Source organism: Amycolatopsis solani (genome assembly GCF_033441515.1).
GTDB classification, from domain to species: Bacteria; Actinomycetota; Actinomycetes; order Mycobacteriales; family Pseudonocardiaceae; genus Amycolatopsis; species Amycolatopsis solani.
This window is the reverse complement of the sequence record NZ_JAWQJT010000002.1, coordinates 1,319,454-1,342,544: the sequence shown is the minus strand read 5'-3', so window position 1 is coordinate 1,342,544 and position 23,091 is coordinate 1,319,454. Positions and strand designations below refer to the sequence as shown.

Here is a 23,091-nt window from a genome sequence, read left to right as displayed (position 1 = left end):
TCGGTTGATCAAGGACGCGACTTTCGTCGTGAGCCGACCGGCGCAGCGTGCTGCCAACCGAGTGACAGCGGTGCCCGTGATGTCAGCGAATCGCCCACGCGGTCGCCGGCCCCTCGTTAGAGTCCGGCGCGATGGGGCCAGAAGTGCGGTTTCACCTGCTCGGACCGCTGACCGTGACGGTCGGCGGGCAGCCGCTGCCGCTCGGCGGGGCGAAGCAGCGCGTGCTGCTCGCGCACCTGCTGCTGAACGCGAACCGGACGGTGCCGCCCGGCCAGCTCGTCGACACGATCTGGCCGCGGGAACCACCCACGTCGGCCACCGCCAACCTGCAGACCTACGTCTGGCGCCTGCGCCGCCTGCTGCCGGACACGCTCCTGCGCACGCACTGCCCCGGGTACTCGCTGGCCGTCGACCCGGACGCCGTCGACGCGCACCGGTTCACCCGGCTCGTCGGCGAAGCCGAGCGGGCGGACCACCCCGAAGCCGCGCTGACGCTGCTGGCCGAGGCGGAGCGCTCTGGCGCGGCGAGCCGCTGGCGGACCTGCCCACCGCGCCCGCGTGGGACGCCGAACTCGGCCGGCTCGTCGAGAACCGGCTGGCCGCCGTCGAGGAACGGCTGGCCCTGCAGGTGTCGCTGGGCCGGCACGACCTCGCGATCGCCGAGCTGACCGTGCTGCTGGCCGAACACCCGTACCGGGAACGCCTGTGGCAGCAGTACTTGCGCGCGCTGACCGGCGCGGGCCGCCGGGCCGAAGCGCTGCGGGCGTACTCGACGGCGCGGGAGCGCCTGGTCACCGAACTCGGCGTCGAACCGGGCCCGGAACTGCGGGCGCTGCAGGCCGCGATCCTCTCCGGTGCGCCGCTCGAGGCGCCCGCGGCCGACCCGCGGCCGCTGCGGCAGCTCCCGGCGGACCTGCCCGACTTCACCGGCCGCGAAGACTACGTCCGGGACCTGGAGGCCGCCGTGGGCCCGGCACCGGTGGTGCTGACCGGCGCACCGGGCACCGGCAAGACGGCGCTCGCCATGCACGTCGCCCACCGCCTCGCCGCGCGCTACCCCGACGGCCAGCTGTACGTCGACCTGGCGGGCACCGGCACCCCGCGCGACCCGGCCGAAGTGCTCGCCGACTTCCTGCACGCGTTGGGCGTCACCGGGAACGCCGTGCCGGCCGGGCTCGGCCAGCGGGCGGCGTTGTTCCGCTCGCGGCTGGCCGGGCGCCGGATGCTGCTGGTGCTCGACGACGCCGCCACCGGCGCGCAGGTCCGGCCGCTGCTGCCCGCCGACGCCGGGTGCGCCGCGCTCGTGACGGCACGCGGGCGGCTGCCGGAGCTGGCGGGCGCGAAGCACGTCGAGCTCGGCGTGTTCGGCGAGCGCGAGGCTTCGGCGCTGCTGGCCGGGATCGCGGGCGCGGACCGGGTCGTCGGCGAGCCCGCCGCCGCGGCGGCGATCGCGCGCTGCTGCGGATACCTCCCGCTGGCGATCCGGATCGCCGGGGCGCGGCTGGCCGGGCGGCAGGCGTGGAGCCTGCGGACGCTGCACGACCGGCTCGCCGACGAGTCGAGCCGGCTGAGCGAGCTGCGCGTCGGCGACCTCGGCGTCCGGCCGAGCTTCGAGCTGAGCCTGCGGCAGCTGCCCGCGCGGGCGCGGACCGCGTTCTGCCGCGCGGCGGTGCTGGGCGCGCAGGACTTCCCGAGCTGGGTGGTCGACGCGGTGCTCGGCCGCGACGGCACGCACGAGGTGCTCGACGTCCTCGTCGACGCCAATCTGGTTTCGCTCGCGGGCCGGGACGCCGGCGGGCAGCCGCGCTACCGGCTGCACGACCTGCTGCGGTGCTACGCGGCGGAACTGCTGGCGGAGGAACCGGTCGCCCTCCGGCGGGAAACCCTGCACCGCGTGCTGTCGGTGCTGCTGGCCCTGGCGAAGACGGCGGCCGCGGGCCTGCCCCCGGCGTTCGGCGCGATGACCGGACCCGAGGTGCCCGCGGCGAGCCCGGAACTGCCCGCCGAGCCGCTGGAGTGGTTCACCGCCGAGCGCAAGCTCATCGCCGGCGCGGTCCAGCTCGCGGCGGACGCGGGCCTCGACGAACTGTCCTGGCAGCTGACGGCGGCCGCGGTCCCGTTCTACGACCTGCGCGGCGCGTACGACGAGTGGCGCCGAAGCCATTTGATCGCACTGGCGGCCGTCGAGGCGGCGGGCAACCGCGCGGGCGCGGCGGTGCTGCACCGCGGCCTCGGTCAGGTCCGGCTGTACCACGACGAATACGAGGCGGCGGTCCACGACATGGAGCGCTCGGCGGAGCTGTTTCGCTCGCTGGGCGACGTCCGCGGCGAAGCGCTGGCGGTGGCGGGCCTCGGCACGGTCGCCCGGGTGCGCGACCGCCCGCAGGAGGCGCTGGAGTGCTACCGGCGGGCCCTGACCGGGCTGGAGCGGGCGGGCGACCGCACGGGCGTCGCCCAGATGCGCAACGCGATCGGCTCGACGCACGCGCTGCTGGGCGAGTTCACCGAGGCGGGCACGTGGCTCCTGCGCGCCCGCGACCTGGCGCGCGAGATCGGCGACCCGCACCGGGAGGCCAAGGTCCTGACCGAGCTGGGCACGTTGCACCGCGACGCCGGCCGGCTGCCGGATTCGCTGGCGTGCCTGCGGTTGGCGCTGAGCATCCTGGAGGACCTCGACGACGAGCGCTGCAGCGCGTACGCGTTGCTGGGCATCGGGCAGACCCTGCTGGCGGCAGGGGAGCCGGTGCAGGCCCGCGGGGTGTGCGACCGGGCGCTGCGGGTGTTCCGGGAAACCGGGAACCGGCAGGGGGAGACGACGGGACTGGCGTTGCTGGAGCAAGCCCAGCGACGACGAAGCCCGTCGGCGACCCGCGCTTGAGTCCCGGGCCGAGCGCCCCAATGGGGTTGTTTCATCGTGGTTGTGGCTGGTCGGAGGGAGCGGGTGGGGCCTGTTTCGCTGACGCAGCGGGAAGTCGCGGCGGGACCGGCGTGGCGGCCCGGACATAGGTGAAGCCCTCGGCACGATCGAGATGTGAGTCAACAACCCGCCGAGGGCTTCACCTCCATTTCCTACCAGGTCACCCTTCCCCTCTCCCTCTCGACCCTGCAGATGCTGGCCGGGTTGATCCGTGTCCATCGCTGTCAGCTGCGGTCCCGCTGGCGCAAAGCCACCCCCGCCGAGCAGGCCTTGGTCGTCCTCGCGGTGCTGCGCGACGACCCGCGCCTGGCTCACCTCGGTGGCGGTATGGGCATATCCGCGTCCACGGTGCGGCGGTGGGTGCTGGAAGCCATCACCTTGCTCGCCGCCCGCGCGACCCGCCTGAACCGGGTGCTGCGTCGCCAGGCCGCCCTTGGCGAGGCGGCTGTGGTGCTGGTGGACGGCACCTTGATCCGGACCCGCCGCCGCACCGGAAAAGCCAACCGGGCCCATTACAGCGGCAAACACAAACAGCACGGCCTGGTGGTGCTCGCCTTGACCGATGAGACCGGCCGGTTGTTGTGGGTGTCGGCGGCGCTGCCCGGCCGGACGGCTGACATCACCGCCGCTCGCCGGCTGGGTCTGCGGGAGCGGCTGCACGCGCGTGGTCTGACCCCGGCTGGGGACAAGGGCTTCCAGGGCTGGCACAGGACGTCCGCACCACCCGCGACTGCCCGGTCTGCGAGGGCCGGTGCGAGCAGGTGGTGCTGACCCCGTTCAAGGCCGAAGCGAACAGGCCTCTCACGAAGGGCCAGAAGCAGGCGAACGCGGTGTTCTCGGCGATGCGGTGCGCGGTGGAGGGCGGCTTCGCCGCCCTCAAACACTGGCACATCCTCGACAAACTCCGCCTCGACACCCGCCACGCCACCACGGTGCTGCGGGCTTTGCTGGTGCTGACCCAGCACGAGCAAAGCGTCCGCGATGCTGCCCGGTCAGGCCCGGGATGAGCGTTATCAGACCGGGTCAACCCATCGTGACCAGCCCAAACCACGATGAAACAACCCCAATGTGGCGTTGGGTGCTCCATCCATGCCCCCGCCACCACCCTCAACGGAGGCACTTCGCGCCGCGGTGCCCATTCAACGCACCCAATGTGGCGTTCGGTGCGTCTGACGCACCGAACGCCACATTGGGGCGCACTCCATGCCGTCGCCGAAGCCCGGATGCGCGACCATGCCCGCAGCGATGGGCGCTCGGTGCGGGCATGGTCGCGCGGGTGTTCGGGGCGAGCCGGCCGACGCCGGGCCTAGCCCCGGCGGGGCCGGCGATCAGTTGCTGTTGCCCGGCTTCCAGCCCAGGTAGTTCGCGAAGTACCCCTGGCGGGCGTGGCCGATCGCGCCGTTGACGCTCGTCGCCCAGACGCCGCCGCTGCCGTCGGCGATGCCCACGTGGCCGTAGGCCGAGATGTTCCAGAACACGAACGCGCCGCGGGGCGGGGTGCCCGTCGTGTGGCGGGCGCCGTCAGAGGAGCGCCAGTGCTCGATCGCGCTCGCGTGGTGGGTCACGCGGTCCCACGCCAGGCGCGCGGCCTTCTCGCAGTAACCCTGGTAGGCCGTGCTGCCGTTGCGGTTCGAGTACCACGCGATCGCCTGGTTCGCGGTCCGCGCCGCGGCGAGGTCGGCGGCCGAGTCGGTGAGGACGGCGCCCGGGTCGGCGATGTCGGCCGCGGTGACCTCCGCGTACACCTCCGACGGCGGCGCGGTGGCGGCCGAAGCGACGGTGGCCCCGCCGAACAGCAGGGCGGCCGACAGCGCGGCCGCCTGGCAGATGGTTCGCATGGGTGTGTCTCCCTCAGTAGACCGGGACGGCGTGCCCCGGCGTCGGGGAGAACCCTGCGCGCGGCCGCTACACCGCCACTACACCGCCGCTCTCGCGGGTGCTGACGCGAATGAGCGTCCCGGTGGAAAGAATTGTCACCCGCGCGCGGGCCGGTGACAAAAACCGGTGAGCCGCCCGCAAACCCGCATGACAAATTCCCCGGTAACAGAAAACGAAAATGGCCGGTTGGGTAGTTTCCCCCTAGTATCCGAATGTCCGTTCGACGATGAAAGGATCCGATATGACGGAAACCCTCGTTCGGAAAACCGGCCGGCGATTCCTCGGAATGGGAATGGCCGCGGTGCTGGCGGGCGCTATCGCCGTAGCGGGCGCCGGGACGGCCGCCGCGGCCGAGAAAGCGCTCACCTTCAAGGGCGGGTTCCCGCTGATCGGTGACCAGCAGGTCTCGGTGGTCGTCAAGGCCGACATCCCGGCGACCGCCACCGCGGGCACGCCGATCTCGGTGCCGTTCAGCCTCGACGTCGACGCCGGCCAGGCCGCCGGTGACGGCCTGCGGCTCGTCGGCGCCACCAAGGTCTCCGGCGCGATCAAGTCGAAGGTGAACGTCGCCATCGCGGGCCAGTCGGTGGCCATCCCCGTCGAGCTGCCCATTCCCGAAACGCCCGTGCCCGGCGAAGGCTCCCTGAAGTTCACCGCGCAGGGCCAGGTCGACTTCACCGTCCCGGCCGGCACCCCGGCCGGTGATGCCACGAGCAGCGTCGACCCGGCGGCGACCACCCACGTCGTCACCGACAGCAGCCTCGGCGAGTTCGACGTCGACCTGACGCTCGACCCGCCGGACCAGGACGCCACCCTGGGTACGACCACCGTCAGCTGACGCCGGGCGCACCCCCGCCGGAATCCGTCCGGCGGGGGTGCGCCGCCGCCGGAATCCGGCAGCACGGGAAATGCCGGGATCCACCCGAAGTCGTTCCTTCCCAACGTGTTCCTCCCTTAGTAGGTACCGGATGCACAGGCGGGCGCGGAGTATTCCGTGCCACCACATCGCCTCTCCCCGGCTGGAGGTTCACCTTCGTGAAAACCATTCCAGGAGTCCTACGTGGACTCGCGGTCCTTTCGGCCGCCACGGCCGCCGTGGTCGCGGTACAGGCGCCGGCCACCGCGGCGGCCGCCGCGCGCACCGACCTCGGCATCACCATGCAGGCCCAGCAGAAGGACCAGTGGTGCTGGGACGCCAGCGGCAACACGATCGCCGACTTCTGGGGCCATTCGCTGTCCCAGACCCGGTTCTGCCAGATCGCGCACAACGAATCCGGCAGCGACTGCGCCAACAACCAGGGTTATCTGTCCGACCAGCAGCGGGTGTTCCGCTACCTCGGCTTCGCGAGCGCCGGCACGTACAACTCGAACGGGCAGACGCTTTCCTTCACCTCGATCAAGAGCCAGATCGACGCCGGGCAGCCGATCGGCACCCGCATCGGCTGGCGCTCCGGCGGCGGGCACATGCACGTGCTCTACGGCTACGACAATTCCAGTGGCGCCACCCGCGTCGAATACGGCGACCCGTGGCCGAACAACAGCCGCTACAACTCGATGAACTACGACACCTACCGTTCGAACACCCAGTTCCAGTGGACCCACACCGTGTACGGAATCGAGGGATGAGCGTGCTGCGGAAAGCGATGGGCGCGGCCGTGCTGGCCGGCGCCGCGATGCTCGCCACGACCGGGGCCGCGAGCGCCGCGGACGGGCCCGCCGGCACCCCGACCGCCGCGGACACCGCCGCGATCGGGCAGCTGACCGGGAGCGCGGCCACGGCGGACCGGCTGGCCTCGACGAAGTTCCCCGGCGCCCGCGCGGCGGCCGCGGCGAGCACCGCGAAGGCCGACCCGCGCACCCAGGTCGCGGTGTACGAGCCGACGGCGGCGTTCGTCGCGGGGAAGTCCGGCGTCCCGGCCGAGCTCGCCTACGTCGCCGTGCCGGCCCGGACCGGCGACGGCGCCGAAGCGACGGTCTGGGCCGAGCGGCAGGGCCCGGCCTGGACCGTCGTGAACGTCGCTTCCGGCGACTACGAGCAGCGCTACGCCCAGGCCGCGGCCGGTGGCTACCTGCTGCACGAGCCGCAGGTCAACGCCTGGTACGCGGTGCACGGCGACGCAGTGACGGTCCTCGACGGCTCGGTCACCGGCCTGGCCGCGGGCACGAAGCTCGCGCTGGCGGACTACCGGGCGGCGCTGCACCGGCGCTACGCGGACAAGCTCCCCGGCTCGGCTTACGACCGCGACGGCGCGGGCGGCGGCTACGGCGGCCGCGAGCGCGCAGTGCCGGCCACGGACCCAGCTGCTGTTCCGGTGCTGCCGTTCGCGGTCGGAGGGGTCCTGCTGCTGGCGGCGGGCGCGGTCGTGGCACCCCGGTTGCGACGGCGGTAGGGCGGCACAGGGCTGCCGGTCCGGTGTTGGCGTTCGTGCTCGGCGGCGTCCTCCTGCTGGCGGCGGGCGCGGTCGTGGCACCCCGGCTGTGGGGGCGGTAGGGCGGCGCAGGGCTGCCGGCGGGTGCGGCCGTTCGTGCTCGGCGGCGTCCTGCTGCTGGCGGCCGGCGCGGCCGTGGCACCTCGGTTGCGGCGGCGGTAGGGCGGCGGATGGCTGCCGGTCCGGTGCTGGCGTTCGTGCTTGGCGGCGTCCTCTCGCTGGCGGCGGGCGCGGTCGTGGCACCCCGGCTGTGGGGCGGTAGGACCGTGCGGCGCTGGCGGCCGGTGCTGCCGTTCGCGGTCGGAGGGGTTCTCCTGCTGGCGGCGGGCGCGGTCGCGGCACCCCGGTTGGGGCGGCGGTAGGACGGCGCAGGGTTGCCGGTCCGGTGCCGTAGGCCGCGCTGCCGTGGAGTCGCGAATGACTCATTCGGGACCTCACCGGTCCCGAATGAGTCATTCGCGACCTCGGTGCGGCCCCCACCACCGGACCGGCAGCGGCCCTTGGCAGGTGATCATGATCAGGGCACAATGCGCCATGCCCGTTCCTTCGGCCCCGCCGGAGCCGGCGCGGCCGAGTGCTTCGGACCTCGCGCTGGTGGAGGCGCTGCAGCGCGACCCGCGGGCGCCGTGGACGCGGATCGCCGCCGCCGTGGGTACCGACGCGACGACCGCCGCCCGCCGCTGGGATCGGTTGCAGGCCGCCGGGCTGGCCTGGCTCACCGCGTACGTCACCGCTCCGACCACCACCGTCGGCTACGTCGACGTGGCCTGCCGGCCGGACGCGCTCGCCGCGCTCACCCAGGAGCTCTGCGGCTGGCCGCCGGTGTTCAGCGTCGAGCGCACCACCAGCCGCTTCGGGCTGTTCCTCTCCTTGGCCGCGCGTGACCTCGACGCGCTGGACGCCCTGGTCACCGGCCGCATCGGTGCGCTGCCCGGGGTGCTCGAGGTGCGGTTCGCCGTCGCGACCCGCGTCTACCGGGAGGGCAGCGGGTGGCTGGTCAACGCGCTGGCCCCGGAGCAGCGGGCGGCGCTGGACGACACCGCGGAGCAGGCCCGGCTCCTCGTCCCGCAGCAGTGGAACGACCGGGACCTGCGCGCGCTGGTGGAGTCGCTCGGCGAGGACGGGCGGCGCAGCTACGCCGAGCTGGCCCGCGACTGCCGGATGAGCGAGTCGGCGGTCCGGCGCGCGCTGGCGCGGATGCTGCGCAACCACGAGCTGGACTTCCGCTGCGACCTCGCGCACGTCCCGGCGGGCTGGCCGGTGATCGCGGGCTACCGCCTCGACGTGCCCGCGGCGGACCTCGACCGCGCGGGCACGGCGATCGCGCAGCTGCCGGAAACCCGGCTTTCGGCGGCGGTCGTGGGGGAGGGCAACCTGGTCGTGTCGGCGTGGCTGCGCGAGCCCGCCGGCTGCCCGGCCTACGAGGCGGCGCTGGCGGCCGCGGCACCGGGCGCGCGCGTCGCCGACCGCGCGATCACGCTGCGGATGCCGAAGCGGATGGGCCGCCTGCTCAGCCCGCACGGCCTCGGCGGCACCCACCAGGCGATCATCCCCGCCCGCTGAGCGTAGGGTCGGGAACGGGATTTCCGGCGCGGGGAAGGAACATGCGGGTGGGCGAGTCGAACTGGGCGGGGAACCACACGTACGCGGCGGCCGGCGTGCTGACCCCGCGCACGGTCGCCGAAGTGCGGGACGTTGTCGCCGGCGCGAGCCGCGTCAAGGCCCTCGGCAGCCGCCACTGCTTCAACGACGTCGCGGACTCCCCGGGCGGGACGCTGCTGGACCTCCGCGCCCTCGACACCGGCGTGGAGATCGGCGACGGCACGGTGACCGTCAGCGGGTCCGCGCGCTACGGCGACTTCGCCGAGCAGCTGCACGCGGCGGGGTTCGCCTTGCCGAACCTGGCGTCGCTCCCGCACATCACGGTGGCCGGCAGCGTCGCGACCGGCACCCACGGCTCCGGGCGGCGGCAGCCGGGGCTCGCTGCGGCCGTCTCGGCGGTGGAGCTGGTCACCGCCGACGGCGGCCTGCGGACCTTCACCCGCGCCGACGCCGAGTTCCCCGGCGTGGTCGTCGGGCTCGGCGCGCTCGGCGTCGTCACGCGGCTGACGCTCGACGTGGTGCCCGCGTTCGACGTCCGGCAGGACGTCTTCGACCACCTGCCGTGGGGAGCCGCGTACGGGCACTTCGACGAGATCGAGGACGCCGGCTACAGCGTCAGCCTGTTCACGAACTGGGCCGACGACGACATCGACCTGGTGTGGGTCAAGAGCCGCGTCGACGCCTTCACGGAGCGGCGCGAGCTCTTCGGCGCGGTCCCGGCGGACGGCCCGCGGCACCCGGCGCGCGCCGCGGGGATCACGGCCGGGAACACCACGCCGCAGCAAGGGGTGCCGGGCCCGTGGCACGAGCGGCTGCCGCACTTCGCGCTCGCGTTCACCCCGAGCGTCGGGGACGAGCTGCAGACGGAGTACTTCGTGCCGTACGAGCACGCGACGGCGGCGATCGCGGCGGTCCGCGAACTCGCCGGCCTGGTGGCGCCGGTGCTGCTGGTGTCGGAAATCCGCGCGATCGCGGGCGACGAGCTGTGGCTGAGCCCGTGCCACGGCGGCGACCGGGTCGCGCTGCACTTCACCTGGCAGCCGCGCCAGCCCGAGGTCGAGGCGATCCTCCCGGTCATCGAGGAGCGCTTGGCGCCGTTCGGCGCGCGGCCGCACTGGGGCAAGCTCGTCCACGACGTCCGCGGCGAGTACCCGCGGCTGGCCGACTTCCGCGAGCTGGCCGCGACCCTCGACCCGGACGGCAAGTTCCGCAACCCGTTCCTGGACCGGCACGTCTTCAACACGCCGGGGGAGCCGTCGTCGCGCGGACGATGAGGTGGGTGTCGAGCACCTGCGCCGGGTGCTCGCCGGCCTCGCCGTCGAGCAGGCCGAGCAGGATCGTCACCGCCGCGCGGCCCGCCGCCTCCGTCGGCATCGCGATCGTCGTCAGCGGTGGCGCGGAAATGGCCGCGAAGACGAGGTCGTCGAAGCCCACCAGGCTGATCTCGTCCGGCACCGGTACGCCACGCGCGTTGAGCCGCGCCAGCGCGCCGAAGGCGACGAGGTCGTTGTAGGCGACGATCGCCGTCACGTCCGCCGCGAGCGCGAGGTCCGCGCCCTGCAGCCCGCCCTCGAACACCGGCGGGAACGGGCCGAACTCGACGACGTCGGTGCCGTGCCGCTCGGCCGCCTCCGCCAGGCCGTGACGCCGGGCCCGGTTCGCCCACGACGCCCGCGGCCCGCCGAGGTAGGCGCAGCGGCGGTGGCCCAGCGCGGCCAGGTGCTGGATCGCCTGCCGCATCCCGTCCGCGGCGTCCACCACGATCGACGGGATGCCCGCCACCTCCCGGTTGAGCAGCACCAGGGTCGTCTGCGCGGCGAGCGCGCGCAGCTGGTCGTCGGTCATGCTCGGGCTGCAGAGCACGACGCCGTCGACCTGCTTCGCCATGCGGCGCACGAGGTTCTGCTCGGTCGCCGGATCCTCGTCGCTGGTGGCGAACAGCACGGCGACGTCGTCCTGGCGCGCGCGGGCCTGGACGCCGTTGAGCACGCCGGTGAAGAACGGGTTTCCCAGGTCCGGAACCACGATGCCGAGGTGCCCGGTGCGCGCGGCGGGCACCGGCTGCGGCGCGCCCGCGGCGTGGTAGCCCAGTTCGGTCGCCGCGGCCAGCACGCGCGTGCGGGTCTGCCGGCGGACCAGATCCGGTGCCGTGAACGCCCGGGACACCGTCGAGATCGACACGTTGGCGAGGCGGGCGACGTCGTGAATCGTCACGGTCACGGCAACTCCTCCAGCTCGTGCACCATGATGGAAACGCCCGTCAGTGTTGTCAACAAATTTCGCAAACCCATGACGCGATTTCAGTAAGCGCTATCTCGAATCGCTCACCGCCATTCGGAGCACCGTTTTTCGACGGATTCGACGGACATTGACACCCTTGTCGGGAACGCCTTACCGTGACGACCTGAAGTTTCTCCCGAACACCTGACCCAGTTCGTCACCTTCCGCGCGGCCCGGGCGGGCCCCGCCGATCGGAGACCCATGTCGGGGAGCCGGAGCCGCACCGCCGCGGACCCGCCGAGGCTGGCCGTCGTCGGCACGTCGGGCTACGCGTTCAGCTACCTGCACCGCGCGCGCATCCTGCACGACGAAGGCGTGGTGCGGTTCGCGGGCATGGCCGACATCCGGGAGCCGTCGGCCGCGGCGGTCGCGCTGCTGCCCGAGGGCGCCACGGCGCACCACGGCGTCGACGACCTGCTCCGCCGGTGCCGCCCCGACATCACCGTGGTCGCGACCCCGCCGCACGCGCACGTCCGGGCCGGCGGCGCGGTCCTGCGGGCGGGCGGCGACCTGCTGCTGGAAACGCCGCCGGTGCTCGACCTCGCCGGGTTCACCACGCTGAGCCTGCTGGCCGCGGAATCCGGCGCGGCCTGCCAGACCGGGTTCCAGAGCTTCGGCTCGCCCGCCCTGCCCGTCCTCCGCGCGGCGATCGCCGCGGGCCGGCTCGGGGAGGTGACGGGGGTCGGCGCGGCGGGCGCGTGGATCCGCACCGACGCCTACTACCGCCGCAACCCGTGGGCGGGCCGCCGCTGGCTCGACGGCGAGGCCGTCGTCGACGGCGCGCTGACCAACCCGTTCTCCCACGCGGTGGCCACCGCGCTGCTCGTCGGCGGGGCGGGCGGCCGCGACCCGGCGGAGATCGCGCTCGAGCTCTACGGCACGCGCGACATCGAAGCCGACGACACGGCGTGCCTGCGCATCCGGTTCACCGGCGGCCCCGAGATCGTCGTGGCCGCTTCGCTGTGCGCGGAGCAGGACCACGAGCCCTACGTCGTCGTGCACGGCACGAAGGGGCGCGCGAAGTTCTGGTACAAGAGCCACCGCCTGGAGCTCGACGACGAGCGCGTCCCCCTCGGCGAACCGGCCGACCTGCTGCGCAACCTGATCGCGCACCACCGGGACCCGGCGGGGGTGCCGCTGCTCGCGCCGCTGGCGTGGACCCGGGCGTTCGCGTCGGTGGTCGAGGCGGTCCGGGACGCGCCGTCGCCGTCGCGGATCCCGGCGGGCTGGATCCGCACGGCCGGCGAAGGGGCGGGCCGGCACCCGGTGGTCCGGGGGATCGGCGAAGAGGTCGCCGTCGCCGCGGACCGGCTGGCGCTGTTCTCCGAAATCGGCGTCCCGTGGGCGAGTGCCGCCGCGGGGGCCGCGCACCGCACCGGATAGCGCGCGCCGGTGCCCATCGCGCTGGCGGCCCCGGTATTCCACCCGGCCGCTGTAAGCGCTTTCTCGACGTGCCTCCGAATTGTTGAAACCCTTGCTGCACAAGGGTTGTACGTCCCGATCGGCCGTTGACACCGGTGCGGCGCACTGCCTACCGTGAGCGCGCTGACAGCGTTTTCAGAAAAGTGCTGACCGGCCGAGGACGGAGATTTCGATGGGGCGGACAACTGGGCGTGGGACCGGGCGCGGGGCCGCCGCGCTGGCCGTGGTGGTTCCCCTGCTGCTGACCGGGGTGGCCGCGTGCGGCTCGGGCTCCGGCGCCGGCGACGGGGACGTGACCATCACCTTCGTCTGGTGGGGCAGCGACGGCCGCGCGAACCTGACGAAGAAGGCCGTCGAGCTGTTCCAGCGGAAGAACCCGAAGATCAAGGTGCAGACGTCGTTCTCGGCGTACGCGGCCTATTGGGAAAAGCTGGCGACGCAGACGGCCGGTGGCAAGCCGCCGGACGTGCTCAACGTCGACACGCGGTACCTCGCCGAGTACGGCGGCCGCGGCGTGCTCGCCGACCTGAACCAGGGTGCGGGCAAGGCGATCTCCCTCGCCGACGTCAACCCCGAGCTGGCCGCCACCGGCGTGTACCAGGGCAAGCGGTACGCCGTGCCGTGGGCGCAGAACACCCCGGCGATGATCTACGACCCGGCCGCCTTCACCGCGGCCGGCGCGGACCCGGCCCAGGGCCTGACGTGGCAGCAGTACGCCGAAGCGACTCGGAAGGTCAGCGCCGCCGGCGGGTTCTCCGCGCGCGGCACGACCGACTTCGGCATCCTCGACACGGCACTGGAGGTCTGGCTGCGCCAGCAGGGCAAGCAGTTTTACACCCCGGCGGGCAAGCTCGGCTTCACCGCCGACGACCTGCGCCGCTACTGGCAGCTCGCGAGCGGGTTCCGGGACGGCAAGGGTGCCTCGCCCGCGGACGTCACGGCGTCCTACAACACCTCGCCCGAGCAGTCGCCCCTGGGCAAGAAGCTGACGAGCTCCGAGTTCGCCTACGACAACCTGCTGCCCGCGTACCAGAAGGCGAACGGCAAGCCGCTGAACGTCGCGCCGTACCCGACCGACAAGCCCGGCGACACCGGGCAGTACCGCCGTCCGTCGATGTTCCTGGCCGTGTCGGCCCGCAGCGCGCAGCAGGAGGCGGGCGCGAAGCTCGTCGATTTCCTGGTGAACGACGCCGAAGTGGGCAAGATCGTCGGGACCGACCGCGGGCTCGCCCCGAACCTCAAGGTCCGCGCGCAGCTGGCGGGGTCGGCGACCGGCAACGACAAGACCCTCTACGACTTCGAAGCCGCGCTCGAACCGAAGCTCGGGGCCGCGCCACCGGTGCCGCCGAAGGGAGCCGGCGCGATCCAGAAGCTCCTCCAGCGGACGTACGAAGAAGTCGCGTTCGGGCGGATGAGCGTGGACGACGCCGTGAGCCGCTTCATGACCGAAGCCGAGAAGGGGCTGTCCTAGCCGATGACGATCGTGCGCACCCCGGACCCGCCGGTCGCCGCCGAAGCGGCCGTGCGCGTCCGGCCGGCCCGGCGCCGCCGCAAGAGCCAGCCGGAAGCCTTCGCGTTCCTGACGCCGTGGCTGCTCGGCGCGGTGGCGCTGACCGTCGGCCCGATGGTCGTCTCGCTGTACCTGTCGTTCACCGACTACGACATGTTCACCGCGCCGGGCTGGGTCGGCTTCGGCAACTTCACGCACATGTTCACCGACGACGACCGCTACCTGCAGTCGGTGAAGGTCACGCTGGTCTACGTCCTGGTTTCGGTGCCGCTGAAGCTGACGGTGTCGCTGCTGGTGGCGATGCTGCTCAACACCCGCCGCGGAGCGAACGGCTTCTACCGGGCGGCGTTCTACGCGCCCTCGCTGCTCGGCGCGAGTGTCGCGGCGGCGCTGGTGTGGCGGGCGCTGTTCATGGGCGGCGGCCCGGTGAACGAGGTGCTGGCGTTCTTCGGCTGGCACACGCCGAGCTGGGTCGACGACCCGCGGTTCAGCCTCGCGTCGATCGTGCTGCTCGGGGTGTGGCAGTTCGGCGCGCCGATGGTGATCTTCCTGGCCGGGCTCAAGCAGGTCCCGGCGGAACTGCACGAGGCGGCGGCGATCGACGGCGCGGGCGCGTTCCGCCGCTTCCGGCACATCACGCTGCCGATGCTGTCGCCGGTGATCTTCTTCAACCTGGTGATGGAGGCCATTCACGCGTTTCAGGCGTTCACCCCGGCGTTCGTGATCGGCGGCGGCCGCGGCGGCCCGGCCGACGCGGACCTGTTCTACACCCTCTACCTGTTCGAGGTCGGCTTCCAGGACTTCCGGATGGGCTACGCGTCGGCGATGGCGTGGGTGCTGCTGGCGGTGATCGCGATCGTGACGGCGATCGTCTTCCGCACGGCGAAGCTGTGGGTGTTCTACGACGACGCCGAGGAGCGCGGATGACGGCGCTCCCGAGGTCCGCCCGGTCGTTCGGCTGGCACGTGCTGTGCCTGGTGATCGTGGCCGTGGTGCTGTACCCCTTGGTGTGGCTGGCGTTCGCGTCGGTCAAGCCGCCGGACGAGATCCTGTCGCGGCTGGCATTGCTGCCCACCCGGTTCGTCTTCGACGGCTACACGAAGGGCTGGGAAGGCGCGGCGGACGTCGGGTTCGGCCGCTTCTTCCTGAACTCGTTCCTGGTGGCCGGGCTGTCGGTGGTGGCGAACGTGCTGTCCTGCTCGCTGGCCGCGTACGCCTTCGCCCGGCTGGACTTCCGGTTCCGGGGCGCGCTGTTCGCGTTCATGATCACGACGTTGATGCTGCCCTACCACGTGACGCTGATCCCGCAGTACGTGATCTTCCAGCAGGCAGGGCTGGTCAACACGTTCGTCCCGCTGATCCTGCCGAAGCTGCTGGCGACCGAGGCGTTCTTCGTGTTCTTGATCGTGCAGTTCATGCGCGGCATCCCGCGCGAGCTCGACGAAGCCGCGATCATCGACGGCTGTTCGGTCTACCGGACGTTCTGGCACGTGGTGCTGCCGCTGTCGAAACCGGCGCTGGTGACGACGTCGATCTTCACGTTCATCTGGACGTGGAACGACTTCTTCACGCAGATGGTGTACCTGAACGACACGGAGAAGTTCACGGTCCCGCTGGGGCTGCGGCTGTTCGTGGACACGAGCAGCCAGTCCAACTTCGGCGCGATGTTCGCGATGTCCGCGCTCGCGCTGGTCCCGATCGTGCTGTTCTTCCTCGCCTTCCAGCGCCTGCTGGTGGAGGGCGTGAGCACCAGCGGCCTGAAGGGGTGAGGGGATGCGCGAAGCGACTTGGCGGGCGGGCCTGGGGGAGTTCTCGGACTGCCTGCTGGCGGGACTGCTGGTGGCACTGGCCTCCGTGCCGGTGCTGACGGCGGCACCAGCACTGGTGGCGGGCTGCCGCGCGGTCGAACGCTCCCGGCGCGGGGTGGGCGGTCCACTGTGGACGACGTTCTGGGCGGACTTCCGGTCGGTCGCCCGCGAGGGCGTGCTGTTCGGGCTCGGGTGCCTGGCCGCGGTGGTGGTGTTCGCGGTGGACCTGGAGGTGGCGGGCTCGCTGCCGGGCGCCGGTGTGCTCCGGCCGGTACTGGGGGTGCTGGCCGGAGCGGCGGCGATCGTGGCGGTGCGGACCTGCGAGGCGGTCTCGTCGGGTGAATCGTCCTGGCGCCGGGCCGCCCTCGCCGCCGCGCGTGAGTCGGTCGCGTTGCCCGGCAGCGCCGCCCTTCTCGCCGCCGCCATCGGGGTGTCCGCCGTGCTCGTCTGGATGCTGCCCATCCTCGCCTTCGTCATCACCGGGCCGCTGTGCCTCGCCGCCGTCGCGACCGGCGGGCGATCGTGATCCCCGCCGTCGTCGTCTTCGGGACCGCCGGGCACGCCCTCACCCACCTGCGCCGCGCGCGGGCGCTGCACGATCGCGGGGAGGTCGTCCTCGCCGGCGCGTGCGACGTCCGCGAGCCACCGGAAGAAGCGCGTGCGCTCCTCCCGGGTTCGGCGAAGCTCACCACCGACCCCGCCGAACTCGTCGCCGGCGCGGACATCGCCGTCGTCGCGACGCCGCCGCACACGCACCTGCCCCTGGCGCGACTGGCGCTCGAGGCCGGCTGCCACCTCCTCGTCGAGAAGCCCCCGGTACTCGACCTCGACGCCTTCGCCGAACTCGAGCACCTCGCCCGCGGCCTCGCCTGCCAGACCGGGTTCCAGAGCTTCGGCTCGGCCGCCGTCCCGCTCGTCCGGGCGGCCGTCGACCGCGGCGAAGTCGGGACGGTCACCGGGATCTCCGCCGCCGGGGCCTGGATCCGGCGGGACCGGTACTTCGGGCGGACCGGGTGGGCCGGACGGCGCCGCGTCGGTGGGCTGGCGGTCGTCGACGGCGCCCTCACCAACCCCTTCGCGCACGCCGTGGCGACCGCGCTGCTGCTCGGCGGGACCGCGCACCTGCTCCCGGACCAGCTGAGCGTCGAGCTCTACCGGGCCCGTGCCATCGAATCCGACGACACGGCGTGCGCGCGGCTCGCGTTCGCCGGCGCGCCGGACGTCGTCGTCGCGGCCACGCTCGCCGCCGCGGCCGATCACCAGCCCTACGTCCTCGTGCACGGGACCGAAGGCCGGATCCGCTGGGAGTACAAGACCGACCGCCTCGAGATCCGCGGGACGCCGGTCCCCGTCGGCCCGCCCGAAGACCTCCTGGTCAACCTCGTCGAGCACCTGCGCGACGGCGTCGCGCTGCGGGCGCCCCTGTCCGCGACCCGCGCGTTCACCGCGCTCGTCGAGGCGGTCCGCGACGCGCCCGAGCCGCGGCCGCTGGCCGGGGAGTGGGTCCGGGCCGTCGGGACCGGCGCCGAACGGCACTACGTCGTGCCGGGCGTCGACGCCGCGGTCGACACCGCCGCCGAGCGGCTCGCCCTCTTCTCCGAACTCGCCCTGCCCTGGACCGGCGCCGGTGCGCGCGCCGGAAAGAGAGGTGATGCCGGTGCGTAGGTACGCGATCGTCGGCCTGGGCTCGCGGGCCGGGCTGTTCGCCGGCGCGCTGGCCGCGTCGCCGCGCGCGGAGCTCGCCGCCTTCTGCGACGCCAGCGAAACCCGCATGCGCGTCCACAACGGCTGGCTGGGCACGGCGGTGCCTTGTTACCCGCCCGGCGACTTCGCCGCCATGCTGGCGAAGGAGCGCATCGACGTCGTCGTGGTGTGCACGCCGGACCACACGCACGCGGACTACGTCGTCGCGGCGCTCGAGGCCGGCTGCGACGTCGTCACCGAAAAACCCATGACCACCGGCGCCGAGGGCGCCCGGCGGATCCTGGCCGCGCGGCGCGAGACGGGCCGCTCGGTGCGCGTCACCTTCAACTACCGCTACAACCCGGTGCACCGCCGGGTCCGGGAACTCCTCGCGGCCGGCGCGATCGGGGAGGTCGGCTCGGTCGAGTTCAGCTGGCTGCTCGACACCGCGCACGGCGCCGACTACTTCCGCCGCTGGCACCGCGACAAGGCGAACTCCGGCGGCCTGCTCGTGCACAAGTCCGGGCACCACTTCGACCTCGTCAACTGGTGGCTCGGCCGCGGGCCCGAGACGGTGTTCGCGCTGGGGAAGCTGTTCTTCTACGGCGAGGAAAACGGGCGGCGGCACGGGCAGCGGACGGAGTACGTGCGGGGCACCGGCACCACCGGCGACCCGTTCGCGCTCGACCTCGACCGCTCGCCCCGGCTGCGCGCCCTCTACCGGGACGCCGAGACCGAGGACGGCTACCTGCGCGACCGCAACGTCTTCGCGCCCGGCATCACGATCGAGGACGACCTGTCGGTCCTCGTGCGCCACGAGGGCGGGGCGGTGCTGAACTACCACCTCCACGCGTATTCGCCGCGCGAGGGCTACCGCGTCGCCTTCGCCGGCAGCGAGGGACGGCTGGAGCTCGACGTCCGGGAAAACGAGCACGCGGGGTCCATCGGGGACCTCCCACCCGGGGCACGGGCCGAACCCGGCCGCGCGCGGCTGACGGTGCAACGGCTCTGGGCACCGCCCGAGGTCGTGCTCGACCAGGCCCTCGGCGAGGGGCACGGCGGCGGGGACGAACGGATGCTCGCCGAGCTGCTCGGGGAGGCCGAGCCGGACGCGCTCGGGTGCGCGGCCGGCCACGAGGCGGGGCTGGCGGCGCTGCTCACCGGGCTGGCCGCCAACCGCTCGCTGGCGACCGGACGGCCGATCGCCGTCGCGGAGCTGCTCGCCGAAATCGGGGAGCGGGCGTGAGCCGCGCGGCGGTCGGGGACGGGACGCTGGAGCTGGCCGAAGCCGACGACAGCCGGGTGCGCGTCCACCTCGGCGAGCTCGTCCTCGCCGAGTACGTGATCGCGCCGCCGACCCCGGCCGGGGACTCGCCGAAGCCGTACCTGCACCCGCTGCGCACCACCGCGGGCGAGGTCGTGACCGCGGTCCGGCCGCACGACCACCCGTGGCACAACGGCCTGCAGTTCACCATGGCCCACCTCTCGGGCGAGAACTTCTGGGGCGGCCGCACCTACGTGCGCGGCCGCGGGTACACCCCGCTCGGCAACCACGGCGGCGTCGGCCACGTCCGCTGGGAAAGCCTGGTGTCCGCGCCGGGGCACTGCGAACTGCGGCACGAGCTGGCCTGGCACACGGCGGCCGGGCGGCGCTGGCTCACCGAGCACCGCACCCTGCGCTTCGGCGACGTCTCCGGCGACGCCGACGGCGGGCACTGGACGCTCACCTGGACCAGCCGGCTGCGCAACACCAGCGGCCGCGAGCTGCGCTGGGGGAGCCCGGTCACCGAAGGACGGGACACCGCGGGCTACGGCGGGCTGTTCTGGCGCGGGCCGCGCTCGTTCGTCGGCGGCGAAGTCCGGACGCCGGACGGGCGGACCGCGGCCGGCGCGATGGGGCACCGGGCGCCGTGGCTCGCCTTCACCGGGCGGCACGACGTCAGCCTGCGGACCTCGACGCTGCTGTTCGCCGACAGCCCGGTCAACCCCGCGTACCCGACGGCCTGGTACGTCCGCGCCGAGCCGTTCCCGGTGGTCAGCTTCGCCACGACCTACCACCGGCCGTGGCGGTTCGAACCGGGCGGCGAACTGACGCTGACCCACCACCTCGTCGTCGTCGACGGCGAGCCGGACCCCGCCCGGCTGTCCGAGCTCGCGGTCCGGGCGGCCGACTGAAGGGACGGACATGCGCTGGAAGGCTTTCGCCGGGTGCCTCGCCCTGATCGGACTCACCTGCGCGGCCGCGCCCGCGTCCGCGCACGGGCACGATCCCGGCCGCGTGGTGCTCGGCGCGCGCGACGGCTGGGCCGCGGCGACCACCGGGACGACCGGGGGCGCGGCCGCCGGGAGCATCCGCACGGTGACCAAGCGCTCCGAACTCGCCGCAGCGCTGGCGGCGGACCCGGGCGCGCCGAAGATCATCCGCGTCCGCGGCACCATCGAGGGCAACGCGGACGCGGAGGACCGGCCGCTGAGCTGCGCCGATTTCGCCGACCCCGGCTACACCCTGCCCGCGTACCTGGCGGCGTACGACCCGGCCACCTGGGGGAAGGTCGAGCCGTCCGGCCCGCTGGAGGAGGCCCGCGCCCGATCGCAGGCCAACCAGGCGGCGCGGGTGGTGCTCGACGTCGGCCCGAACACGACGATCATCGGCGACCACGGCACGCTGCACGGGCTGACCCTGCGCGTCACCGGCGACAACGTGATCCTGCGGAACCTGAGCTTCGCCGACGCGCACGACTGCTTCCCGCAGTGGGACCCGCTGGACGGCGCCGACGGCAACTGGAACTCCGAGTACGACAACGTCGACCTGGCCGGCGCGACCCACGTCTGGGTGGACCACAACGACTTCGGCGACGGCGGGAACGACCGGCAGCCCAGCTACTTCGGCCGCAAGTACGAAGTCCACGACGGCCTGCTGGACATCGTCACCGGCTCGGACCTGGTGACGGTGTCGTACAACCGGCTGCACGACCACGACAAGACGATGCTGATCGGCAACACCGACAAGCCCACCCACGACGTCGGGAAGCTGCGGGTCACCGTGCACCACAACCTCTTTTCCGGGATCGGGCAGCGCGCGCCGCGGGTGCGGTACGGGCAGGTGCACGTCTACGACAACCTGTACGCGGTGCGGGACGCGGCGGCCTACACGTATTCGCTGGGCGTCGGCGTGGAATCGCGCATTCACGCGGAGAACAACTTCTTCCGGATTCCCGCTTCGGTGCCCTTGGGCGCGCTCGTGAAGTACTGGAAGGGCACGGTGCTGCACGCGACCGGCACACTGGTGGCGACGGGCACGGCGGGGCCCCGGCCGGTGGATCTGCTGGCCGAGTACAACGCGGCCAACGACCCGGACCTCGGCCCCGACGCCGGCTGGACGCCCACCCTGGTGGCGCGCCTCGACCCGGCGTGGCAGGTCCCGGCCCGCGTGCTCGCCGGTGCCGGTCCGCGGTCGTGAGTGGTAAGTCGGGTTAGAACCCGACTTACCACCCACGACCGGGCGCGTTCGATACTTTCGGGGTTTTCTGAAAACGCGCGCGGGCGGCGACCATCCGGGCGACTTGACGGCGGCCCGCGGCGAACGCCGTTGACACCGACGGCCCGCAACCAGAAACTCGGTGACGAGAAAGCGCTTTCACAACCCGGTCGGACGTTTTCCTCAGCGCCGATTGAAGAATCAGACCAGGGAGTGGTGAATGGTTTCCCCAGTGATTTCCCGGATGATCCGGGTGACCGCCGTCGCGGCGCTCGTGGTTTCGGCGGCGGCCGGCACCGGCGCGAGCGCGTCGGCCGCCACCTGGCCCAGCCCGAGTTCGAGCGTGGCGGTGGGCGCGACGATCAAGGTCACCAGCGGCACCTACGACGGCGGGCTCAAGCGGTTCTACGGCACCGGCGACCTCGGGTCCGGCGGCCAGGACGAGGGCCAGGACCCGCTCTTCCAGCTCGCCAACGGCACCACGCTCAAGAACGTCGTCCTCGGCAGCCCGGCCGCCGACGGCGTGCACTGCCTCGGCACCTGCACGCTGCTCAACGTCTGGTGGGAGGACGTCGGCGAGGACGCCGCGACCTTCAAGGGCACCGCCGCCTCGCAGACCATGACGATCGACGGCGGCGGCGCCCGCAAGGCGTCGGACAAGGTGTTCCAGCACAACGGCCCGGGCACCATGTACATCCGGAACTTCGAGGTCACCGACTTCGGCAAGCTGTACCGCTCCTGCGGCAACTGCAAGACGCAGTACAAGCGCGACGTCGTGGTCGACAACGTCACCGCCACCGTGCCGGGCAAGGCGCTGGTCGGCATCAACACCAACTACGGCGACACCGCGAAGCTGACTCGGATCACCATCGTCGGCGACTCGAGCCGCAAGATCGAGCCCTGCCAGAAGTACAAGGGCGTCACCAGCGGCGAGCCGACGAAGATCGGCACCGGCCCCGATTCGGTGAACTGCCTGTACACCACCGCGAACATCACCTACCGGTAGTCCGTTCCCAGGGAGACGTCGTGCTCAAGACCCTGCTCGTCGTCGCGGCGCTGATCACCCCGCCGGCGGGTGCCGCGGCCGCCGACGTCGTCGTGGCCAAGGACGGCACCGGCACGTACACCACCATCCAGGCCGGGATCGACGCGGTGCCGGCGGGCGGCACCGTGTCGATCAAGCCCGGCACCTACCGCGAGGTGATCACCGTGCCCGCGGCCAAGACCGGGGTCACCTTGCGGGGGACCACCGGCAAGGCGGCCGACGTCGTCGTCGACTACGACAACGCCGGCGGGACGAAGAAACCGGACGGGTCGACCTACGGCACCACGGGCAGCGCGACCGCGACGATCGCCGCGAACGGCTTCACCGCGACCGCGCTGACCTTCCGCAACTCCTTCGACCGCAAGGCCCATCCCGAGATCACCGCCACCCAGGCGGTCGCGGTCAAGACGACCGGCGACCGGATGGTCTTCGACAACGTGACCTTCCTCGGGCACCAGGACACGCTCTACGCCGACACCGCGGCCGTGGGCACGCCCGGCCGCCAGTACTACCGGAACTGCGCGATCAGCGGCGACGTCGACTTCCTCTTCGGGCGCGCCACCGCGGTGTTCGACCGGGCGACGATCACCGCGCTCGACCGCGGCTCGAACCCGAACGGCTACCTGACCGCGGCGAGCACCCGGCGCGCGAACCCGTACGGCTTCCTGATCGTGGGCAGCCGCGTGCTCAGCCCGGCCGCGGCCGCGAGCTTCTACCTGGGCCGGCCGTGGCACCCCGGCGGGGACGCCGACGCGATCGCGCAGGTCGTCATCCGCGAGACAGCCCTGCCGGCGGCGATCAAGGCGGCTCCGTGGACGGACATGTCGGGCTTCTCGTGGCAGGACGCCCGGTTCTTCGAGTACCGCAACACCGGTGCCGGCGCGGGCACCGGCACCGACCGGCCGCAGCTCACCGCCGCGCAGGCGGCGAACTTCACCGCGCAGCGCTACCTCGCGGGCGGCGACGGGTGGAATCCGGTGCACTGACCCGGCCCCAACGCCGACTCGGCGACGCTCCGCCGGCCCGGCCAAGCGCCCCA

22 protein-coding genes and 1 pseudogene are annotated in these 23,091 nt (G+C 72.9%); 21 read left to right on the top strand and 2 right to left on the bottom strand.

Translation table 11 applies throughout. The features are described from left to right. Nucleotides 1-131: 131 nt before the first annotated feature. From SD460_RS26745 to SD460_RS26730, 4 genes and pseudogenes are all read left to right on the top strand, one after another. Nucleotides 132-308: pseudogene (locus tag SD460_RS26745) on the top strand (AfsR/SARP family transcriptional regulator); the annotation flags it as partial. Continuing rightward, on the top strand, nt 290-2,878 hold the full coding sequence (locus SD460_RS26740; RefSeq protein ID WP_318307213.1) for an ATP-binding protein: 2,589 nt from the start codon (nt 290-292) through the stop codon (nt 2,876-2,878). The pseudogene SD460_RS26745 and the gene SD460_RS26740, both read left to right, overlap by 19 nt. A gap of 153 nt (nt 2,879-3,031) precedes the next feature. Next, nucleotides 3,032-3,688 carry a transposase family protein gene (locus tag SD460_RS26735; protein WP_318306891.1) on the top strand — a complete coding sequence of 219 codons (657 nt, stop codon included), beginning with the start codon at nt 3,032-3,034 and terminating at the stop codon, nt 3,686-3,688. Further along, nucleotides 3,679-3,924: a transposase family protein gene (locus SD460_RS26730; RefSeq protein WP_290062977.1), complete on the top strand. Its 246-nt coding sequence runs from the start codon at nt 3,679-3,681 to the stop codon at nt 3,922-3,924. Before SD460_RS26735 ends, SD460_RS26730 begins: the two co-directional genes overlap by 10 nt. A 321-nt stretch (nt 3,925-4,245) precedes the next feature. On the opposite strand, the gene SD460_RS26725 is transcribed toward SD460_RS26730, so the two are convergent. Next, entirely contained in the window at nt 4,246-4,755 is a 510-nt protein-coding gene (locus SD460_RS26725; protein WP_290062979.1) for a hypothetical protein, read from the bottom strand. 332 nt (nt 4,756-5,087) lie between these two features. On the opposite strand from SD460_RS26725, the gene SD460_RS26720 reads away from it, so the two are divergent. From SD460_RS26720 to SD460_RS26695, 6 genes are all read left to right on the top strand, one after another. Then, nucleotides 5,088-5,633, top strand: a complete 546-nt coding sequence (locus SD460_RS26720; protein WP_318306890.1) for a DUF6801 domain-containing protein — start codon at nt 5,088-5,090, stop codon at nt 5,631-5,633. Nucleotides 5,634-5,830: 197 nt separating this feature from the next. After that, the gene (locus tag SD460_RS26715; protein WP_290062983.1) at nt 5,831-6,421 is read left to right on the top strand and encodes a papain-like cysteine protease family protein; all 591 of its coding nucleotides are present in this window, start codon (nt 5,831-5,833) and stop codon (nt 6,419-6,421) included. Further along, nucleotides 6,418-7,185 carry a hypothetical protein gene (locus SD460_RS26710; protein WP_318306889.1) on the top strand — a complete coding sequence of 256 codons (768 nt, stop codon included), beginning with the start codon at nt 6,418-6,420 and terminating at the stop codon, nt 7,183-7,185. The genes SD460_RS26715 and SD460_RS26710 overlap by 4 nt, the downstream gene beginning before the upstream one ends. 209 nt (nt 7,186-7,394) lie before the next feature. Then, nucleotides 7,395-7,586, top strand: coding sequence for a hypothetical protein (locus tag SD460_RS26705; protein ID WP_290060994.1), 192 nt, complete (start codon nt 7,395-7,397; stop codon nt 7,584-7,586). A 172-nt stretch (nt 7,587-7,758) separates the two neighbouring features. Continuing rightward, nucleotides 7,759-8,787: an Lrp/AsnC family transcriptional regulator gene (locus SD460_RS26700; RefSeq protein ID WP_318306888.1), complete on the top strand. Its 1,029-nt coding sequence runs from the start codon at nt 7,759-7,761 to the stop codon at nt 8,785-8,787. A 41-nt stretch (nt 8,788-8,828) separates the two neighbouring features. After that, nucleotides 8,829-10,100: an FAD-binding protein gene (locus SD460_RS26695; protein WP_318306887.1), complete on the top strand. Its 1,272-nt coding sequence runs from the start codon at nt 8,829-8,831 to the stop codon at nt 10,098-10,100. Here SD460_RS26695 and SD460_RS26690 read toward each other — a convergent pair. Next, nucleotides 10,063-11,046 carry a LacI family DNA-binding transcriptional regulator gene (locus tag SD460_RS26690; RefSeq protein WP_318306886.1) on the bottom strand — a complete coding sequence of 328 codons (984 nt, stop codon included), beginning with the start codon at nt 11,044-11,046 and terminating at the stop codon, nt 10,063-10,065. The two genes, SD460_RS26695 and SD460_RS26690, sit on opposite strands and share 38 nt — an antisense overlap. A 261-nt stretch (nt 11,047-11,307) precedes the next feature. Here SD460_RS26690 and SD460_RS26685 point away from each other — a divergent pair, with 261 nt between their 5' ends. From SD460_RS26685 to SD460_RS26635, 11 genes are all read left to right on the top strand, one after another. Next, nucleotides 11,308-12,489 carry a Gfo/Idh/MocA family protein gene (locus SD460_RS26685; RefSeq protein ID WP_318306885.1) on the top strand — a complete coding sequence of 394 codons (1,182 nt, stop codon included), beginning with the start codon at nt 11,308-11,310 and terminating at the stop codon, nt 12,487-12,489. Between the two features lie 211 nt (nt 12,490-12,700). Continuing rightward, nucleotides 12,701-13,999 carry an ABC transporter substrate-binding protein gene (locus SD460_RS26680; protein ID WP_290060989.1) on the top strand — a complete coding sequence of 433 codons (1,299 nt, stop codon included), beginning with the start codon at nt 12,701-12,703 and terminating at the stop codon, nt 13,997-13,999. A gap of 3 nt (nt 14,000-14,002) precedes the next feature. Further along, nucleotides 14,003-14,965 carry a carbohydrate ABC transporter permease gene (locus SD460_RS26675; protein ID WP_290060988.1) on the top strand — a complete coding sequence of 321 codons (963 nt, stop codon included), beginning with the start codon at nt 14,003-14,005 and terminating at the stop codon, nt 14,963-14,965. Further along, nucleotides 14,962-15,807: a carbohydrate ABC transporter permease gene (locus SD460_RS26670; protein ID WP_290060987.1), complete on the top strand. Its 846-nt coding sequence runs from the start codon at nt 14,962-14,964 to the stop codon at nt 15,805-15,807. Before SD460_RS26675 ends, SD460_RS26670 begins: the two co-directional genes overlap by 4 nt. Nucleotides 15,808-15,811: 4 nt before the next feature. Continuing rightward, nucleotides 15,812-16,372, top strand: coding sequence for a DUF624 domain-containing protein (locus SD460_RS26665; RefSeq protein WP_290060986.1), 561 nt, complete (start codon nt 15,812-15,814; stop codon nt 16,370-16,372). Continuing rightward, nucleotides 16,369-17,511: a Gfo/Idh/MocA family protein gene (locus tag SD460_RS26660; protein ID WP_290060996.1), complete on the top strand. Its 1,143-nt coding sequence runs from the start codon at nt 16,369-16,371 to the stop codon at nt 17,509-17,511. The genes SD460_RS26665 and SD460_RS26660 overlap by 4 nt, the downstream gene beginning before the upstream one ends. Beyond that, on the top strand, nt 17,498-18,775 hold the full coding sequence (locus tag SD460_RS26655; RefSeq protein WP_290060984.1) for a Gfo/Idh/MocA family protein: 1,278 nt from the start codon (nt 17,498-17,500) through the stop codon (nt 18,773-18,775). Before SD460_RS26660 ends, SD460_RS26655 begins: the two co-directional genes overlap by 14 nt. Further along, complete coding sequence (locus SD460_RS26650; RefSeq protein ID WP_290060983.1) at nt 18,772-19,704, top strand: DUF6807 domain-containing protein; 933 nt, start codon at nt 18,772-18,774, stop codon at nt 19,702-19,704. The genes SD460_RS26655 and SD460_RS26650 overlap by 4 nt, the downstream gene beginning before the upstream one ends. A gap of 10 nt (nt 19,705-19,714) precedes the next feature. Beyond that, on the top strand, nt 19,715-20,989 hold the full coding sequence (locus SD460_RS26645; RefSeq protein ID WP_318306884.1) for a pectate lyase family protein: 1,275 nt from the start codon (nt 19,715-19,717) through the stop codon (nt 20,987-20,989). A 253-nt stretch (nt 20,990-21,242) separates the two neighbouring features. Continuing rightward, nucleotides 21,243-22,013, top strand: a complete 771-nt coding sequence (locus SD460_RS26640; RefSeq protein WP_318307212.1) for a pectate lyase — start codon at nt 21,243-21,245, stop codon at nt 22,011-22,013. A 20-nt stretch (nt 22,014-22,033) separates the two neighbouring features. After that, on the top strand, nt 22,034-23,038 hold the full coding sequence (locus SD460_RS26635) for a pectinesterase family protein (RefSeq protein WP_318306883.1): 1,005 nt from the start codon (nt 22,034-22,036) through the stop codon (nt 23,036-23,038). Nucleotides 23,039-23,091: the final 53 nt, after the last annotated feature.